General features: G+C 39.4%; 11 protein-coding genes. 8 read left to right on the top strand and 3 right to left on the bottom strand.

Features of this window, described 5'->3' with window-relative positions; all coding sequences use genetic code 11:
* Positions 1–631: 631 nt before the first annotated feature.
* Positions 632–1612 carry a M23 family metallopeptidase gene (locus tag JIV24_RS01640; protein ID WP_200463254.1) on the bottom strand — a complete coding sequence of 327 codons (981 nt, stop codon included), beginning with the start codon at positions 1610–1612 and terminating at the stop codon, positions 632–634.
* A gap of 123 nt (positions 1613–1735) precedes the next feature.
* Here JIV24_RS01640 and alaS point away from each other — a divergent pair, with 123 nt between their 5' ends.
* The 4 genes from alaS to JIV24_RS01620 all read left to right on the top strand — a co-directional run bounded on the left by alaS (position 1736) and on the right by JIV24_RS01620 (position 6668).
* Positions 1736–4372, top strand: coding sequence for an alanine--tRNA ligase (alaS, locus tag JIV24_RS01635; protein ID WP_234445664.1), 2637 nt, complete (start codon positions 1736–1738; stop codon positions 4370–4372).
* 194 nt (positions 4373–4566) lie between these two features.
* Complete coding sequence (locus tag JIV24_RS01630) at positions 4567–5019, top strand: DUF2846 domain-containing protein (RefSeq protein WP_200463253.1); 453 nt, start codon at positions 4567–4569, stop codon at positions 5017–5019.
* Positions 5020–5096: 77 nt separating this feature from the next.
* A complete protein-coding gene (locus JIV24_RS01625; protein WP_200463252.1) occupies positions 5097–5564 on the top strand; it encodes a hypothetical protein in 468 nt (155 codons plus the stop codon).
* A gap of 390 nt (positions 5565–5954) precedes the next feature.
* The gene (locus JIV24_RS01620; protein ID WP_200463251.1) at positions 5955–6668 is read left to right on the top strand and encodes a DNA-binding domain-containing protein; all 714 of its coding nucleotides are present in this window, start codon (positions 5955–5957) and stop codon (positions 6666–6668) included.
* Between the two features lie 221 nt (positions 6669–6889).
* On the opposite strand, the gene JIV24_RS01615 is transcribed toward JIV24_RS01620, so the two are convergent.
* Positions 6890–9646, bottom strand: a complete 2757-nt coding sequence (locus JIV24_RS01615; RefSeq protein ID WP_200463250.1) for an ATP-binding protein — start codon at positions 9644–9646, stop codon at positions 6890–6892.
* A gap of 312 nt (positions 9647–9958) precedes the next feature.
* On the bottom strand, positions 9959–11956 hold the full coding sequence (gene dxs / locus JIV24_RS01610; RefSeq protein WP_289047719.1) for a 1-deoxy-D-xylulose-5-phosphate synthase: 1998 nt from the start codon (positions 11954–11956) through the stop codon (positions 9959–9961).
* 134 nt (positions 11957–12090) lie between these two features.
* Between dxs and JIV24_RS01605 the strand changes: the two genes are divergently transcribed.
* From JIV24_RS01605 to JIV24_RS01590, 4 genes are all read left to right on the top strand, one after another.
* Positions 12091–13113, top strand: a complete 1023-nt coding sequence (locus JIV24_RS01605) for an OmpA family protein (protein WP_200463249.1) — start codon at positions 12091–12093, stop codon at positions 13111–13113.
* Between the two features lie 3 nt (positions 13114–13116).
* Positions 13117–14130: a radical SAM/SPASM domain-containing protein gene (locus tag JIV24_RS01600; RefSeq protein WP_200463248.1), complete on the top strand. Its 1014-nt coding sequence runs from the start codon at positions 13117–13119 to the stop codon at positions 14128–14130.
* A gap of 187 nt (positions 14131–14317) precedes the next feature.
* Complete coding sequence (locus JIV24_RS01595; protein WP_200463247.1) at positions 14318–16144, top strand: ATP-binding protein; 1827 nt, start codon at positions 14318–14320, stop codon at positions 16142–16144.
* Between the two features lie 154 nt (positions 16145–16298).
* The gene (locus JIV24_RS01590; protein WP_200463246.1) at positions 16299–16802 is read left to right on the top strand and encodes a hypothetical protein; all 504 of its coding nucleotides are present in this window, start codon (positions 16299–16301) and stop codon (positions 16800–16802) included.
* The last annotated feature ends 111 nt before the right edge of the window (positions 16803–16913 follow it).

The raw sequence follows: 16913 nt of genomic DNA, 5'->3' as shown, positions 1-16913 counted from the left end.
TTTGTGAAAGGCTTCATACGATTCGTGCTTTAGATGTGCTTAACGGGTATTTCGTTGCTTATGGCATTTCCCTAAAACATGAATATTTTTGTCTATTGCTTATTTCTAATACCACTTTCGCTTTCTCACTTCCCTTGAATGCGAAAAAAAATGGCTCAATATGATATTTAGTGGGTAATACTCTTACTATCATTCTGGGGTTTTCAACCCCAAACCCCGACTTCATTTTTTCAAAGATGAAAAAACGCAAGCAAAAAAATCTTTGGCTACGCCTGCTTAAGCTCATAAAACTACGGTTGATTGACTGGAATCGTTTAAACTCACTTCGCTCGAACAGAAAACGATTCTTAAACGTCATATACAACCTTGTTTTATGGCTCACCAGCCAAGGCCATAGGGTAATTCTTGGGCTTGCTCACTCTAATCCATACAGAACCAAAAAAATTGCTGTGAGTAAAAAAATAAATGACTGTACTAACATCATTTAAGCACATCTTCCCTCATATCCTGAGCAAAAGGGGAAGTACCGTGCCTAAGGCTCGGATGGAGATTCTCGATTACACAAAACAAAAAAGAGGCAACTCAACAGTCACCTCTTTTCTCAATTTCGTATTTTCGAATTAACTCTTCCCTAATCAAATGTCTGATTCGAATTAGTCGATATTTGAATCATTTTATCATACTGCTCAGCAGTAAAATCTTCTTTAAAATAGTAGTGATGCGGGTTTACTTTTTTACCCTTAACATGCACCTCGTAGTGTAGGTGAGGCGCTGTACTACCTCCTGTACTCCCCACATAACCGATAACATCACCGCGCTTCACTTTTTGCCCTTTCTTTACATTGAAATCATGCAAATGAGCATAAAGTGTTTTGTATCCAAACCCATGATCAATCTCAATACGCTTACCATATCCCGAACTAATCTTCCCAACAGTTATGCGAGAAACTACACCATCTGCTGCTGCGTATATATCAGTACCTGTTGGTGCAGTAAAATCCATTCCCCAATGCATTCGCTTATCTTTGTAGATAGGATGAATCCGGGGTCCCCAACCTGATGCGGTGCGACGCAAGTCTCGATTGGAGATAGGCATAATAGCCGGCGTACATCTCAACATCTCTTCTTTGCGCATGGCCAGCGAAATAACTTCATCAAATGAAGTCGACTGTACATACAACTGCTTCATTACAATATCCAGACGTCGGGCTGTTGAAACAACCATATCTGCATTATTCATACTTTCCAGATGTTGATAGCGATTCACACCACCAAAACCTGCTCTTCGAATGCTATTAGGAATACTGTCGGCCTGAAAAATAGTACGATAAATATTTTCGTCACGTAATTCTATATCATCCAAAACCAATTCAAGCTGATCCAGCTTTTTATTCATGACATCGTATTGCGCCAATAACTGATGGTTTTCTCTCTCTAATCGTTTCTCTACCGGGCTTTTAATAACATGCGGGTAAATAAAGAAACTAAGCACACCTACCAATAATACAAATAATGAATAGATGGATGCTCTGGATATATAATACTTATAACCTTTATCAATTTTATCGTAGCTAAGCGTTTCTGGATTATAACGATACTTAACTTTTGACATAGTACGGGTGTTTTACTTTTTAATTAGAAAAATTGGGCACTAATCGGTCCAAAATTACTTAAATAATCTAACTTTGCAAGGTTTTTTATTGTACATAACACCTTGATATAAAATTTACGAGATATGATGACGGCCTCTGAAGTAAGGAAGAGTTTTCTTGATTTCTTTAATTCTAAGCAACATAAGGTGGTGTCTTCGGCACCAATGGTGGTGAAAAATGACCCAACACTGATGTTTACCAATGCTGGTATGAATCAGTTTAAAGATATCTTTTTGGGTAATAATCCAGCCGAAAGTTCGCGAGTGACGAACTCTCAGAAGTGTTTACGCGTTTCGGGAAAACACAATGACCTTGAAGAGGTAGGTCACGATACCTATCACCATACGATGTTTGAGATGCTAGGTAACTGGTCATTTGGCGATTACTTTAAAAAGGAAGCCATTGCCTGGGGCTGGGAGTACTTGACGGATGTGCTAAAGGTTGAAAAAGATCGCTTGTACGTGACTGTTTTTGAAGGTAGCAAAGAAGATAACGTGAGTCGTGATGACGAAGCTGCTGCTGCCTGGGAAGAATGGATTGATAAAGACCGCATCATCAACGGAAACAAAAAAGATAACTTCTGGGAAATGGGCGAAACAGGTCCGTGTGGTCCTTGCTCCGAGATACATATTGATATGCGCCCCGATGATGAGCGTGCCAAGGTTGATGGCAAGTCATTGGTGAACATGGACCATGACCAGGTAATTGAAATCTGGAACCTGGTATTTATTCAATACAACCGCATGTCGAATGGTGAACTTAAGCCACTTCCGAATAAGCATGTAGATACCGGAATGGGATTTGAACGTTTAGTACGTGTTATTCAAAACAAATCATCGAACTACGACAGTGATGTCTTCACCCCTATCATCAACAAAATTGCTGAGCTTAGTGGTTTTGAATATGGTAAAAGCGAGGAGATAGACATCGCCATGCGCGTAGTAGCCGACCATGTGCGTACAATTTCATTCTCTATTACCGACGGTCAATTACCATCAAATAATAAAGCAGGTTATGTGATTCGTCGTATTCTTCGCCGAGCTGTACGTTACAGCTACACCTTCTTAAACAGCAAACAGGCATTCGTATATAAATTGGTTGACACACTTATTGCAACCATGGGTGATGCCTTCCCTGAATTAGTGGCGCAAAAAACACTTATTGAGAAGGTTATTAAGGAAGAGGAAGAATCATTCCTTCGCACTTTAGCAACAGGCATCAGCATGTTGGATAAGATCATGACTGAAACCAAAGCCAAAAACTACAATGTAGTGAACGGAGCTGTTGCTTTTGAATTGTATGATACCTTTGGTTTCCCATTGGACTTAACCGAGCTCATCCTTAAAGAAAATGATCTGGTGGTGAACCGCGAGGAGTTTGAAGGCGAAATGCAGAAGCAAAAAGACCGAGCACGTAATGCCTCTGCTATTGAAACAGACGACTGGGTAGTTCTTCAGCAAGATGATCGCGAAGAATTTATCGGCTACGATTACCTGGAATCGGATGTATTCATTACCCGCTACCGTAAGATAAAACAGAAGAATAAAGAGTTATATCAGATTGTATTCAATATCACGCCTTTCTATGCCGAAAGTGGTGGTCAGGTTGGTGATACTGGTTACATACAACATGGTGATGAAAAAGTTTCCATCATCGATACAAAGAAAGAAAACAACCTGATTGTGCACCTGGCTAAGAAATTACCAACTGAATTGAATGCTACATTCAAAGCTGTTGTAAACAAGCAGGCCCGACAAAACATTGCCAATAATCACACCGCTACTCACCTGATGCACGAAGCATTGCGTGAAGTATTAGGTGAGCATGTTGAGCAAAAAGGTTCATTGGTACATCCTGATTATTTGCGATTTGACTTCTCTCACTTCCAAAAGGTAGGTGACGAAGAAATTGCTAAAGTAGAAGCATTGGTTAACCAGCGTATCCGTAGTAATATGCAACTGGAAGAAATGCGCGAGATACCGCATGCCGAAGCCACCAAAATGGGTGCAATGGCCTTGTTCGGTGAGAAATACGGCGATTTGGTTCGCGCCATAAAGTTTGGCACATCGGTTGAATTATGTGGTGGTACGCACGTTGAAGCAACCGGTCAGATGGGCTTCTTCAAAATCATCAGTGAATCATCTATTGCAGCTGGCATTCGTCGTATTGAAGCTGTTACAGGAACAAAAGCTGAAGAGTTCATTAACCAGCAGTTTGCTTTAATTAAGGAGCTGGGCGAGATGTTTAAAAACCCTGCTAACCTTAAGAAGAACATCGAAAACCTGATGGATGAGAATAGCAACATGAGTGCTCAGGTAGATGGCATGCGCAAAAATGTAATGTCGATTGAAAAACGCAACCTGGTTGATTCTGCAAAGGATGTAGCAGGCGTGAAAGTCATTGCTCAGCGCGTAAAACCGATATTAGCCGACTCATTAAAAGATTTGGCATTCCAAATCAAACAAGAGCTGGACGATGTGGTAGCTGTTTTGGGTGCCGAAGTAAAAGGCAAACCGCAATTAGCAATTCTTATTGCCGATAATTTGGTGAAAGAAAAAGGCTTAAATGCCGGCGGCATTGTTCGTGAGGCCGCTAAAAAGATGCAAGGTGGTGGAGGTGGTCAGCCTTTCTTCGCTACTGCAGGTGGTAAAAACCTTGATGGACTGGATGTGGCCATTGATGAAGCTGTTGCCATCATCAAAAGCCAGCTTGATAATTAAACGACTTCTTAAATAGACTCAAAAGCTCGCCCAATGGCGGGCTTTTTTCGTTTCCTCACCCCAGTAAACAACTTTAACCACCTAACTGTTACTTCTCTACAGATTGACCTATTGGGAGTATTACCTGAACCAAAGCGAGTAGAAACGCCCCATTCAAAGCATCATCTTTGTACCAAACAATAAATCATTGAGTCATGAAGAAGTTATTATTTGCATTATTGGCATTACCATTATTAATAGGATGTGCTTCAACGAGCAAAGCTCCTGTTGAAAGTAGCGAGACAGCTAAAAAGTTTGAAAAGAACCCAGAGAAAGCAGTTGTATATGTTTACCGAACCGGCAGAGTGGTTGGTGCAGCCGGACAAATACAGGTGAAGATCGATGGCATTGAAGCCGGAGGAACAGGACCCGGTACTTTCTTCAGGTGGGAACTAAAACCCGGCACCTATTCATTTATGAGTTCAACGGCAGAAAGCTCAAAAGTGGTTGAGTTAAACTTAAAAGCAGGTGAACATTACTTTCTAAGACAAGATGCCCGCGTTGGTATCAGTTCAGGACGCGTTACACTGGTAGAAAAAGACGAAAAAACGGGGATGAATGAAATGGGCGATTGTCAATTAATTGTGAGTACATTTCATCAGAAGTGAGTTTCATTATTTCAGCTTGCTTTAAACTAATCACCTGATTATCTGTTAAACTACCAACATTATTAAAAATAACCAATATGAGAAGATTTACATTATTATTGACTGGCCTCATCGTTGCCAGCGTATCGTATGCACAAAGCTTTACCGAAGAAGTAGATTTATACCAGGCTGCGTTTGGGATGGAAAAAAAAGCCATTGTAGAGTACTTTGTTAATCCTGATGATTCCCACAAAGAAGCCTTCTGGAAAGTGTATGACGAATATGAAGTTAAACGCAAAGAACTAGGCAAGCAACGATTGGATGTACTCATGAAATATGCCAATACCTGGGAGAATATGAACGATGAACAGGCCGATGACTTTATGAAAGACCTGTTAAAGTTAAAATCGTCAACCGACAAATTACTGGCATCTTATTATAAAAAAATGAAAAAGGCTACGACACCAAGCGTTGGCGCCCAGTTCTTTCAGGTTGAATCATACATCTTAACAGTCGTACGTTTTCACTTACAAGAGAGCATCCCGTTTATAGCTAAGGACAACTAATAAATTAATAGTTACAGTTTGAGATAAGCTCGCCTTTTGCGGGCTTTTTTTTGTTTCATAGAGTCAGTAGCATATCGAAATAATAAGCGCCACATGCAATATAGTTGGATGGCGTTTCACTGGTGTTTTTTTTGATACCCATCGCTAAATAAGCAGAATTTTGCTATTTATGGTCAATAAAACATGCTAATTACGAAGTAATTCTTAACCGCTTATTTGGAAATTCCTACCACTTATTCCTTATTTCCTAACGCTTATTCAGCTTTTCTTACCACTTTGAATTTCATACTTCAATTAGTCCTATATTCATTCACCATAATTAGCACTCAAGGTATTAAATGAAGACCAATACTTGAAGTGCATCTTATTTAACTAATAAAACCTTTACAAATGCAAAACTTAAATTTATGGTTGTATGACAATCAACTAACAGAAGACCCCAATGATTATTTTGGGAAAGTCAAATCCAATGGCCATATCTCCAATGCCGATGTTGCCCGTTTAATTGTGGAAGATGGCTCGGAGCATAAGGAAGAAACCATCTACAATATTATCACTGTGAGTGACAGGTTGAAGGCTAAACTGCTTGCTCAAGGCTACTCACTTAACACACCACTTTGTTATGGTCGAATTGGTGTTACAGGCGTATTCGAGGGCAGTGCTGCCAAATTTGAAAAAGAAAAACACAAACTAACTGCTAATTTCACACAAGGGGCCGAATTACGTGCCACACTCGAAACCATTGCAGTGGATGTATTAGGCGTTGCAAGTACAGGTCCGGTGATAGGAAAAGTAGAAGATAGCTATACTGGCCTATTCGATTCAGTAATTACACCTAACAATGTGATAAAAATCGCGGGGAGTAGGATTAAGCTGGAAGGAGATAATACCAACATCGGGCTCTTTTTCAAAAGTGTGACTGATGGTGTTAAAACAAAAGCTGAACAGATCATTACAAATGAGCGAAGTGAATTACTGGTAATGGTCCCTGGCTTGAATAAAGGAGAATACGAACTTGAATTAAGCACCCAAGGTTCAGGAGGAGGCACATTGCTAAAAGAAGCTCGCACAATAACTTTTGAGCATATTCTTGTAGTTGAATAACGATTCATAAAGCTGGGAGCCTATGCTCCCTGATAGCTATTACGCTCGCTCCCAGATGCCGGGAGCGAGCGTCGTTTATATGTGGGAGCATGAGATATCTTCTACACATGCATTATTAATACCATTGATATATTAGTTGGGATAAATAAACTACACCTTAAATTTCATGTTACAGCCTTAAGTAAAAATGAAGAGCGTTATTCCCATTGTAATAATGATTATTATTCCTGAGGTAAGGCTACCGATACACAAGTCCCTTTTCCCGGTTCACTATCAATCCAAATCTGACCCTCGTGACGATCAACAAAACCCTTAATAATTTTCAAGCCAATACCGGTGCCTTGCTCTCCATCAGTGCCTATCCCCGATTGCATATACTCATCGGAGAATAAACATTGAGCCTTTTCTTTAACGATACCAATTCCTGTATCAGTAAGCGAAAGTATGATTGAATCATTTTCTTGCTTTACACCTAATGATATTTGACCACCTTCAGGTGTAAATTTAATGGCATTGTTGACCAGGTTACGAATAATTGCATCGAGCATAAATGGATCACCATGTACAAAGGCATTCTGCTCATCAGCAAATGTAAATGACAATTGCTTTTGATTCAGTTGTAATTGGTAAATTTGGCTACTTGCTACATATAAGTCTTGCACTTTCACATTTTCTGGTTTAAATCCGATTTGGCCCGATGTGTTTTTACCCCAGATCACAAGATTCGTTAGCAAACCATGTGCAGAAAGCGTATTATCAAATATTTGTTTGATAAACATTTGACGTTCTTCCTCTGAGCATTCTACTTTATTTAATAGATTGACTATTTGCACACTGCCACCTATTGCATTGTTTAAATCGTGCCCCAAAATAGAGATAAAAGTATCTTTATCATTATTCGCTTTGCGTAAGCTTTTTTGATTTTGCAAAAGTGCCTCTTCAGCCAATTTTCTTGGCGTTATATTAGTAATCACTGAAATAAGTCCTTCACTTTCATCTTTGTTATTATAAAAAGCAGCCATCAGAATGGCATATATTAACTCTCCGTTCTTAGCTTTAAGGGTTACCTCAACACTCGCATGCTTGCGTACTTCCAACTGACTATAAGCTTTTTCTCTAACAGTATTATAGTCTTCAATACTGCAAAACAAGCCTGAAGTAGGCATTCGCAATACCTCTTCATCCGTATACCCTAGTAAGTCAGCCAGGTATCGATTAACAAAAACAAACTCACCCTGTTTAGCCAAACAAATCCCAACCTGCGCGACAGAGAATATCTGCTTCAGGCGTTTCTCATTGGATTTAATCAGGTTTTCAGCCCTTTTACGTTCGGTGATATCATCAATACTAACAAGCACATTTTCACCATTCTTGTGCTTGATAACGGCAGTGGAAACAAGTACAGATACAGCACGAACACCATTACTTGTATTCACCCTCATCAAGCCTTCAACTTTATTTTCGCCTTGACCCAAATCAAGGTTTTTAATGATGGTAGTGCGTATGGTGCAGTTTGAACAGAACTTGGATTCTCCACACTCTTTCTCTTTTGTATGATTAATGCATTTAAAGACCTCCCCAAATGGCAGGAACGAATCTTTTTCAAAACCAATTCGATAATCAAAAACCTTTGAATGATTCACTCTTAATACCTGAAGCTGGTCATTGAGTAATACTTGTGTAACCGGACTGTTCTCGAATATTAAATCCAGCTGACGTTTCGATGCTTCAAGTTGCTGACTTGCATGCTCTCGCTGAATAGCTGTTGAGATTATATTAGAAACTGTGCGAATCAGTTTTAATGTTGAGGAATCCCAATGAAATCTCTCATCGGTGTTATTCACACCTAAATAACCTAACTGCTCATTGCCAATACGTAGAGAACAAGCATATACAGCCTTGACACCTTGGGGTTCAAACAGTGCTTTAATATCACCCGGTAATTCACTGATATTAGTCGTGATAATTTCTCCTCTTTGTTCAATCAATTCTTTCCACGATGGAATGATGTGATAATCGACATGCTGCAAGTAGTCTCGGTATGGTTGTACATCAATGGCGCACCATTCATAGGTATTGTTAAAAAAACTACCAGAAGAAATATCTTCATAAATATAGACCCTGCTGACTTCTAAATAATTACCAAGAAGCTCGAGCGCATTTTTAATCTTTGTTTCAAAGTCATTATTTGATATTAAACTTTTAGATATGGATCCGATTAAAGTTTGCTCCAATTCATACCGTTTATCATCAGTAATATCAGCCAGTATTAAAACAATTTTACTAAACGAAATCAAATAAGCTTTGAGCTTATACCATCTGTTTAAAGTCTTGTTGTAATATTCAGCGTTAATGGCTTCCCTAGTTTGTAATAAATTTGTCAAAGCTTCAAGGCCAACAACACCCTCTAGTTCAGGATAATCCTTAAAGCTTGTGCTTAACACCTCCTCCAATTCTTTATTTGTGTGTAACAGAAACGAGGGGTTTGCTGTTGAAATAATGGCATCCACCAATATTCCTTTCATATCATATAAAGGCTCAAGAACAAATGAACAGCTATTCATTTCCTGAAAAAGGGCATTGTATTCATCAAGCTCCTTGTATCTTTTTAAAATACGACTAAGCCTCAATTTGAAAATATCCTTGTTAATGGGCTTAATGATAAACTCTTCTGCCCCTAATTGCAGACCTTGCATTATCTCACTTTGGTTGGATAGAGCAGTTAAAAAAATGAGTGGAATTTCTTTTGTTTTGGCATCGAGCTTCAACCGGCGACAAATTTCAAACCCGTTGGTGGCCTGCAAAACCACATCCAAAATAATCAGGCTTACTTTATAATGATATAAATACCGATTAAACTCATCTTCATTATTAGCAATTAACGGAATGTATCCTGCTTCAATAATGTGAGATTTTATCTCCAAAAGTTCAAGCTTAGAATCATCATAAACCAAAATCGTCGGCTTATCAATAGTCATTTTTCTCCCCAATTAGTTATCCCTATTAAACAAGTTTCATTTCTATCTGGCATTAGTATAGAATTGATAAAAGCGGCGACAAAATTAGAAAAATAACACTTTAAGGTTATTCATAAAGATTGTTTCCCTCGTTCTATATGGCGTTTTTACTATTCGCTTGTTTTATTCAAATAGTTCGGAGTCAATGACAGCATACGATTGCGCATGATAACATTATGAAACCTGCGCTTTATTTCATTTAGTTAAAAAATGCAAAAACCCGTTAGACAATGAAAGTCTGACGGGTTTTTACGGTATATAATCAAGTTTTCCCTACTCTTCTATCATCTGTTTCATGGCATTTTCAATACCTTCCTTATCAAAACCACACACACCATACAATTCGGTTTGTGTACCATGCTCAATGTAGGCATCCGGAATACCCAAACGTTTTACTTTAGAGCAATAGCCATTATCAGCCATAAACTCCAACACGGCACTACCCATACCACCAATAACAGTTCCGTCTTCAATAGTAATGACCTTTTTGTGCTTTTTAAACACTTCATGCAACAAACCTTCATCCAGCGGCTTAACAAAGCGAATATCGTAATGGGCAATAGATGATCCACTTTTTTCAAGCTTACTAATAACCTGACTTGTTTTAACTCCAATGGGGCCAATCGTTAACACTGCCAGCTCATCGCCATCTTTAAGTCTTCGCCCTGTACCTACTTTAATTTCCTTCATTGAACGTTGCCAATCCAGGAGCGATCCATTACCTCTCGGATAACGAATCGAAAATGGTCCTGTATTTGGCAATTGAGCAGTGTACATCAAGTTGCGTAATTCTTCTTCATCCATAGGTGATGACACCACCAAATTTGGGATACCTCGCATATATGATAAATCATAAGCTCCATGGTGTGTGGCACCATCAGCACCAACTAAACCACCACGGTCGAGGCAGAACACCACATTTAAGTTTTGAAGCGCCACATCGTGTATCACCTGATCGTAAGCACGCTGCATAAACGACGAGTAAATATTACAGAATGGTGTATAACCGGCAATGGCCATTCCTGCAGAGAAAGTCACTGCATGCTGCTCGGCAATACCAACATCAAAGGCACGATCGGGCATTTTCTCCATCATTATATTTAAGCTACAACCTGTTGGCATGGCAGGCGTTACACCTACAATCTTTTCATTTTCCTCGGCCAGCTCAACAATGGTATTTCCAAATACATCCTGGAACTTTGGTGGCCGGGGAGCTGCCGGTTTTGCTTCCAGCTTTTGACCTGTAGCTTTGTCAAACTTGTCACCTACCGCATGCCAGGCTGTTTGGTTTTCTTCGGCCAGCTTAAAGCCTTTACCTTTTTTAGTTATGACATGTAGTACTTTAGGCCCTGGAATATCTTTTAGGTCGGCCATTACTTTGCGAAGGTGGTCAACATCGTGCCCATCCACCGGGCCAAAATAACGGATATTAAGCCCCTCGAATATATTGGTTTGCTTAGTCAGCAGGTTTTTCAAAGAGTTGTTAAGCTTTGTAATCATCTCTTTGGAACGAGGGCCTGTCAGCTTCATCTTCTCCAGCATCTTAAAAGCTTCGGAGCGGAGCTTATTATAGGTTTGTGATGTGGCAATATCAACAAGGTATTCGCTAAAACCACCAACTGCAGGGTCAATAGCCATATTGTTATCATTCAAGATAACCAACATGTTAGCCTTAAGCGTAGACATATTGTTCAAGCCCTCAAAAGCCATACCTGCAGTCATAGCACCATCTCCAATCACGGCCACCACGTGCTTATCCGGATCATTATCCATGGCAGCAGCTGCAGCCATGCCCAAACCTGCCGAAATTGAAGTAGATGAGTGCCCAACACCAAAGGCATCGTATTCGCTCTCAAAAACATTTGGAAATCCACTAATGCCCTTAAACTTACGGTTGGTATGAAAATTATCTCTGCGCCCCGTTAAAATCTTATGTCCATAGGCCTGATGACCAACATCCCATATGATTTTATCTTCAGGGGTGTTAAATACATAGTGAAGTGCCACTGATAATTCAACAACACCAAGGCTGGCGCCAAAGTGTCCAGGATTACACGACAAGGCATCGATTATAAATTCTCTTAATTCATCACATACTTGCGGCAAGTCTTCTTCCCCAATCTTCTTTAAATCGTGGGGCGAATTAATTGTATCCAACAAGCGGCTTGAGCCTTCCTTCATATGCTTAACTCCGTGAGCTGATTTAATTTGTGTGTTCCAATGTGCTTTTAACTGCGCAAAGATAATAAGAAAGGTATTATGAGCGTACACTTCTGCTAATTTACATTGAGTGTGAATAATTTTTGGCGTTGTTTTTGATAAATCCTAAAACCGAATACTAAATCTTTGAATATTGACCTTTCAGGTTTTTTTGTAATCTTTGAATTGAAAACAATCAACATAACATGAAGAACTTTATCTACATATCACTATCAATCGTGTTTTTTTCATCCTGTATTCCTCTAAAACAATTTGAGGACACTGTAGATGAAAACAAAGAACTTCAGTCCATTGCCGATGAAATGGAGAAAGATAATGACGCCCTCAAGGTTGAAAATCGCGAACTTTCATCTGACTTGTCTCGATACAAAAAGAAAGTTGAGCTCTTAGCACAAGATACAGCTCGACTTGGTCGCCAAAACAGGCGCCTGCAACATCGTTACGATGATTTGAATAAAAACTATGCCGACGTATTAGGTGGACTAAAAGCGACATCGACCAAAGATGTTGACAATAAAAAATTACTCACCTTCCTTCAGCAATTGCAAGACGATTTGCAGCAACGTGAGGATGCACTGATAGCAGCCGAGCAAGAACTGAATGACAAAAAACGTCGTTTAGGAAAAGCAGAGGCAGAATTACAGGCTGCACAGCAAAAACTAGAAGAACAGAATAAGCGCCTGGTGGAGTTGGAAGATATGCTCTTTAAAAAAGAAGAAGCCATGCGTTCATTAAAACAAAGCATTTCTAATGCACTAAAAGGCTTCTCCGATGATGAACTTCAAGTACACATGCGTAATGGAATGGTCTATGTTTCGCTGGAAGAAAAACTATTGTACCAATCCGGAAAGTACGATGTAAATGAGCAAGGAGTGACCGTCCTGAAGAAAATTGCTGCCGTTCTTGAAAAACAAACCGACATCGCCATTGTTGTAGAAGGACATACTGACAATGTACCATACAAAGGAAGAGGCGAATTAAATGACAACTGGGATTTAAGTGTAAAACGCGCCACTTCAGTAGTTCGTATCATAATGGCAAACAGTTCCATTGACCCTTATAGAATTACGGCTGCCGGACGAAGTGAATTTGCACCAGTTACCGAGAATAACAGTACCGAATCGTTGCGAAAAAATCGACGTACTGAAATAATCATCACCCCACGCTGGCGAGAGGTATTCCAGCTACTGGAAATGGAAGAAGAATAAATCATGAGGATACACCCAACTATACTTGAAGCATTGGCCACCATTCGAGCTCTTAATTTTAGACGACTGACCAATGCTTTTAAGCTAGTTGCATCGTACTTATTAAGCTACTACAGCTCAAATACAAAACTCAAAGGATTACCAATGGCATTTGCCATTGAACCAACCAATGTTTGTAATCTTAAATGTCCTGAATGCCCAACAGGTTCCAACTTGCTTAAGAGACCTCGCGGAATGATGGATATGAAGCACTTCTCTCAAATCCTTCAACAAATTGGGCCTAAGCTTCTTTATTTGAATTTATACGTACAAGGCGAACCACTCATGCACCCTAATTTTGGCCTAATGGTGAGGCAAGCTTCTAAATTTCGTTTATACACCTCAACATCAACGAATGGGCATTATATGAATTCATCTATTGCCGATGAATTGGTACAGGGCAAATTAACCAGGCTCATTTTTTCAGTTGATGGTACAAGCCAGGAGAGTTACGGACTATATCGTGTTGGTGGCAATTTCAATCGTGTTAAACAAAGCATTATTGACGTAGTGAGGGCCAAGCAACGGGCTCGCTCACTCTACCCGATTATTGTTATGCAATTTATCGTGTTTCATCACAATGAACATGAGATACCTAAGATTAAAAAGTTAGCTCGCTCCTTAAAAGTAGATAAGCTTGAAATTAAAACAGCTCAACTCAATAATTTTGGCAAAATGCGCCCTCCGCTTAATGCACGATTTAGCAGATACGCCGATAGTCTGGGCCAAATACTAAAAACACAAACACACAATCGTTGCTGGCGTCAGTGGCATTCAGGAACTGTTACATGGGATGGACGATTTGCGCCATGTTGTTATGATAAAGATGCTAAATTTTCGTTTGGAAATTTTTTGACACAACCCCTGACCGAATTATGGCATGGAAAGAGCAGCTTAAATTTTAAACATCAAATATTTACCGATCGTTCTCAGCACGACATCTGTAACAATTGCCCCGAAGGTGCTAATCTGTTCTAGTCAGCTGACCTGTAATTCCCTTTCACTCGACTATACAGGGGATTTATCAAAGCTTTTTGCTTGTTAATAAAAGGCTGGTAAAAATTCACCCAAATAGCTAGATTAAGTGTTATAATTATTTAACTTTAGCAAGAATTCTAATAACAAACCATTGAAATTGCGCACGAAATAATGCCTTAAAAAAACTATGGGAAAAGTTACTAAGGCTAGACTATACAGGAAGATCGATATCTTTATTCGTAGGAAGTTAGGACCAACCAGCTTACGATCAGGAGATGGACTGCATTATTGGCGCGAGCGTATCTTTCATTTTTTCTCCATTGGTGTATTATTTATTGGCCTGATTGTTTATCTGTATCTAGGTCTCTCATTTATCAAAAGTGGTGAATTTACCTATGCCATTTTTGCCTCATTTATATTTTTCTCAGCCGTATTTGTCACTACAGTGCGAAGCCTGCCACTTAAATTCAGAGTTTCCTGGTTACTGTTTCTGATATACCTCATTGGCCTGTATTCTTTGCTCGAAACAAATAACTCTTCTTTGGGATATGCCTTTTTCATTTCCTATGCATTACTATCGGGCATATTAGTTGGTCAAAAGCGAGCCTGGATGTCAATAGCTACCATATCAACTACGCTGGTTGTTATTGGGCTTATTTTGTATAACCCCGTTATTTCACTGCCATTTAAGGCCAGCATTCCAATTAACGAATACATCCAATCATCCATTGTATTTCTGGTTATAACACTTGTAACACTATTCCCATTAGTAAGCCTGATAAACGGCTTGATATTTAACCTCGAAAAAGAAACACGATTCCGTCGATTATTAAGAAGAGAGCATGAAGATCTTGCATTGGCCAAGCGCAAAGCCGAAGAAAGTGATCATTTAAAAACAGCCTTTCTATCAAATATGTCGCACGAAATCAGAACGCCAATGAATGCTATCCTTGGCTTCTCCAACCTATTGTCACACCCCGACATTAGCCTTGTTGAAAAGGAGGAATTCATCAATTTGATTCGCATAAATGGTAAAAACCTTTTAACACTGGTCGAGGACATTATCGACATCTCAAAAATTGATAGCGGTCAGCTTCAGATAAAAAATGCGCCTTGTAAGTTACACGAGGTAATGACACAAGTGTATAGTTCATTTCAGGATGATATTAAGCGACGTGGCTTATTCAACCTTAAGCTTTACCTAAAAGAAGGAGTGAGCGATGAGAATATTCGCATCCTAACAGATGAGCATCGTTTACAACAAATACTGATCAACCTGGTTGGGAATGCTGTTAAGTTTACAGAAAGAGGCTTTGTTGAATTTGGTTACACACAAGAAGATGACCAATTCTTACGATTCTATGTAAAAGACACAGGCATTGGCTTACCCAAAGGTAAGGAAAGTGAAATATTTGAGCGCTTCTCAAAGTTTAATAGCGACAAAGAACGCTTGTATGGAGGCACTGGCATTGGCTTATCCATTGCCAAACATCTGGTTACCTTAATGGGTGGCGAAATTTGGGTTGAATCAGAACCACTTGTTGGTACTACTTTCTACTTTACCTTGCCTTATCATCGATTAGCTGCACCTGTTGGGGCTATCGAAGATAAGAGAGAACAAGTACGCGAATTCAACTGGGAAGGAAAAACCTTTTTGGTGGCTGAAGATGAAGAAGACAACTTCAGGTACATTGAAGTTGCTTTAGCTTTATCAAATGCCAGTTTAATATGGGCGCGCGACGGACAAGAGGCCGTTGATGTTTTCAAACGCGTGGGTGGCATTGACCTGGTACTGATGGATATTAAAATGCCACTGATGGATGGCTATACAGCTACACGTGAAATAAAGAACCTCAGCAACAAAGTGCCTGTTATTGCGCAAACGGCTTATGCCATGTCAGAAGAAAAAGAAAAGTCGCGCGAAGCGGGTTGCGACGATTACATTGCCAAACCAATTGGCTACGATGATTTATTATCAACCATCAATCGATTCGTTCCCAGCAACGGGCATTAATACACTTATATTCTAATAGTTGCAGAATCCTCTCAAATAAAAATTCAGTTTTATTTACGTGTGCACAATACAATAGATGTCTTACTAATACAGTGAGAATGTTATCAGGGCCCAAAAACATACGCTGACTTGTTTAACTATTAATCCACAAGTTATGAAAGCGAAATATTTACTAATACTGGTAGCCATCTTCTCAACCAGTTGCTCTAAATCGGTTTTGAGCGACATGGAAATAAGCGATCCGCACTTATTAAAAGTGAAGGTTAAGATTGAGCAGAATATCCATGACGAAAAGGAGGTTCACGTATTCATCCGGGATAAAAACAATAAGCCGGTTGACTTGCTAAGCGGCCGTGTTATCATTAATGAGCATACCCTTCCATTTGAAAGAGCTCAAGTGAATGCCGCAGGCACAAGAGGTTATATCTATACTCCTCATTACGATGAGCAAATATTTAAAATAACAATATACTGGAACTCATACGAGTCACACACCTTTATATTAAGCCCACAAAACGGATGGCCGGGTTTTAAATACCCAAACTGTTCGTGTACTCACAACCACGATTCGGATACCATTTACAATAGTTATTCGTTAAAACCAGCTCCGTTTTACAATCATGAAATTGATATCGTTTATAACATCATGAATTGGTAGCATGTATAAACGATTTCCTTTAGAGAGAGAGAAGAGGCCCTTTGGGCCTTTTTTTTGATGCAAATGATGTAGATCAGTATCTGCCGGGAAGATAACTCTCACCTTTGTAAA

Source organism: Carboxylicivirga marina, assembly GCF_016612505.1.
Lineage (GTDB): Bacteria > Bacteroidota > Bacteroidia > Bacteroidales > Marinilabiliaceae > Carboxylicivirga > Carboxylicivirga marina.
This window is presented reverse-complemented; position numbering and strand designations above follow the sequence as displayed.